3 protein-coding genes are annotated in these 2,661 nt (G+C 64.0%); all 3 read left to right on the forward strand.

Features of this window, described 5'->3' with window-relative positions; genetic code table 11:
• Nucleotides 1-572: 572 nt before the first annotated feature.
• Entirely contained in the window at nucleotides 573-1,070 is a 498-nt protein-coding gene (locus tag JQC81_RS32080; RefSeq protein ID WP_203275808.1) for a hypothetical protein, read from the forward strand.
• Nucleotides 1,071-1,231: 161 nt separating this feature from the next.
• Nucleotides 1,232-2,014: a hypothetical protein gene (locus JQC81_RS32085; RefSeq protein ID WP_203275809.1), complete on the forward strand. Its 783-nt coding sequence runs from the start codon at nucleotides 1,232-1,234 to the stop codon at nucleotides 2,012-2,014.
• The coding region (locus tag JQC81_RS32090) for an exodeoxyribonuclease VII large subunit (RefSeq protein WP_312887633.1) at nucleotides 1,951-2,661 on the forward strand (711 nt) is incomplete at its 3' end. The genes JQC81_RS32085 and JQC81_RS32090, both read left to right, overlap by 64 nt.

Genomic DNA, 2,661 nt, shown 5'->3' on the forward strand with positions numbered 1-2,661 from the left:
TCCGGTGCCAGTCGCACCAGCTCGACCCCTCGGGCGTTGGGGCTCCGCAGCAGATGGCGTGGCGAGGATCGTCGGAGACGATGTAGCGGCACTGCCGCATTCCGATCCTGAGCAGTTTCGTCCGTTGTCTGGGGTCTGGCTCTTGTATGACGCACATCTTTGCACGTTCGGTTGCCTTAGCGGAAGTCGCGTGTTGCGCAACGGATAGCGGATGCTTCGACACCGCGTCTTGGTAGCTCATGCAAGAGCACGAGACCGGCGACCACTACGCGAGGACCATCGCGTCCGTAACGAAAGTTGGCGCAACTCCGAGTCCGGCGCACCTGCAGTGCGGCGCGCAGGCAGGCGACGAGGTGCTGGCGCAGCATCAATTCCTTCAAGCGGGGGTCCTCGACGAACTCAAGTGTGAGAGTTGTAAGCAGAGTGTCTCTTCTGAGGGAAGAAAACAAACAATCCCCGGAAAAGAACCATCCGATCTGAATACAGGAATTCAGGATCGGATCCTCTCATCATCAGGCCGCCTTACCACATCCCGACGGAGTGCGGCCTGACCACGGACCTGCCATAGCATCATGCACGAACATCACATCGACCTGAACGCCAGGCTGGAGGCGCATGCCATCCTCGACCGCCTGGTAGCCGACGGGCCCACCTTCCCGGCCGGTGACGCCCGCCGGCTGATTGAGGTCATTCCAGTGGCGCCCAGCTCCCGCATCTCCTTCACCGGGATCTTCAGACACCGCGGACCAGGAGCCAAGGGGCATGCCGCCGGCATCGGCGACGTCAACCTGGAAGGCGAGGACAAGCAGACAACGTTCACCCTCAACGTGCCCGCTTCGCACCGGATCGGCGGCTATGTGGTGACACACACGCCCGGGCACCTGGACATCGAGCTGATGTGGTCCGAGACCCGGATCGACCGGACAGGCCAGAGCTGCTCGCTGATCTATGACGTCCACACCGGGGAGCCGGAGGAAATGCGCATCGCCGTGCAGAAGTCCCTGACCGTGCTGTTCATCACCTTCAACTACGTCTCGCTCGTTCCCTGGAAGACACCTGAGAGCACCTAAGCGATCTTGCAGACCTGCTACCGAGCAGTCGAGACAGACCTCTTTCAAGTGCATCTGCCCAAGCCAAACCCCTCAAGAAGAAGACTGCCTCGCAACGCAGCCAGCCCGATCAGGGCAGGAGAGGGGACCTTCATCGACAACGAACAACAGGAGCGCCATGCATGAACCTGCATGAACCCGATCGGCTGCCCGCCACGGGCCCAGGGCAGCCGACAAGTGAGGCTCGCCCGATCCCACGCTGGGGTCTGAGGCAGTTCACGGCCGAGGCGGGGAGGGTCATCCGCTCAGGCCTGCCGGAGGAGGTCTGGGTTGAGGCGGCCATCCTTGCCGTCTCCACCGCGGGCTCAGGTTACACCCTCGACCTGATCGAGCCCCATGCCCAGAACGCCTCCACGAGCGCCCGGCTGCGTGTCTTCGTACCGCCCACAGTGGTCGAGCAGATGCGCCAAGCAACGGGTGAGGACCCTGACGTCTCGTCCCTGAGGGGGAGCGGCGCCTGGGTGAGGATCAAGCCCTCGTTCCACCCGAGCCGGCATCTGCAGCCCACCGTCTCGGACTTGCAGCCGGTCCCCACAGGGTCGAGCCTGGAGCAGGTGCGGGACGAAGCTCGTCTGCGGCTGATTGAGGATGGCCTCTTCTGCCATCAGCGCCAGCTGCCGGCACCGGCCGACATCCTGCGCATTGGCGTTGTTCATCCTGAGCGCTCAGCCGGATATGCCGATGTTCTCTCCGAACTCGAGCGGCTCGAGCGGGCCGGCATCGCTACCGCGGTGTCGTTTCCAGCCAGCTTCGAGGGCTGCGGAGCCCGGCAGTCGCTCTGTGCGGCTCTGAAGCAGGCGGGGAGGTGGCGCAAGGCGAGGGGCTCGACGTGCTCCTGCTCGTGCGGGGTGGCGGGCACGCGGCTGGGCTGGCCTCGCTTGTATTTGAGGACGTGGCCCGGCTGATCTGCACCTTTCCGGTGCCGGTGATCACGGGGCTGGGCCATGCCACGGATCGCACCCTGCTGGACGAGGTGGCCTGGAAGGCCACTGATACTCCGAGCAAGGCGATCGGGCTGGTTCAGGATCTGATCCGTGACCGGGCCGAGCGGATCATGATCGACTACCGCACGATCCGCAAAGCAGTGAACAGCAGCATCGAGCAGCAGGCCCAGCTTCTACAGGTTCGGCGGGAGAGGATCCTGCGGGATGCCGCCGCCTGCCTTCATCAGCACGAGTCCCGGATCGAGAGCGCGCAACAGACGGTGATCACCAGCCGGAGCTTCCTGCGGACCCGCTTGGATGAAAGCCTTCAGCACCTGGAACGGCTGATCCGCGAACTCACCGGAGTTCGCAGCGGACTGTTTCTGGCTGTCCTGAAGCGTGAGAACCGGGAGCTTGAACGGCTGCGGCGCGAGATCACCTGCCTGTTGCAGCAGGCGCTGGACCGTGTCGGTCTTGCTCTCGAGGGGCTTCACCGGGAAATACGCGCCCTCAGCGTCGAGGGCACCCTCGCGCGCGGCTTTGCCCTCGTGCTCGACCACAACCGCCACCCGGTTCGCCATGTTGCTCAGATCGGCGGAGCGCCTCTTACCTTAAGTCTCGCAGACGGA

The sequence above is a fragment of the Microvirga arabica genome (assembly GCF_016811235.1).
Taxonomy (GTDB): Bacteria; Pseudomonadota; Alphaproteobacteria; order Rhizobiales; family Beijerinckiaceae; genus Microvirga; species Microvirga arabica.

Coding starts and splice junctions, on each gene's coding strand:
- JQC81_RS32080 (WP_203275808.1), top strand. CDS start 573: ATGCACGAACATCACATCGACCTGAACGCCAGGCTGGAGGCGCATGCC.
- JQC81_RS32085 (WP_203275809.1), top strand. CDS start 1,232: ATGAACCTGCATGAACCCGATCGGCTGCCCGCCACGGGCCCAGGGCAG.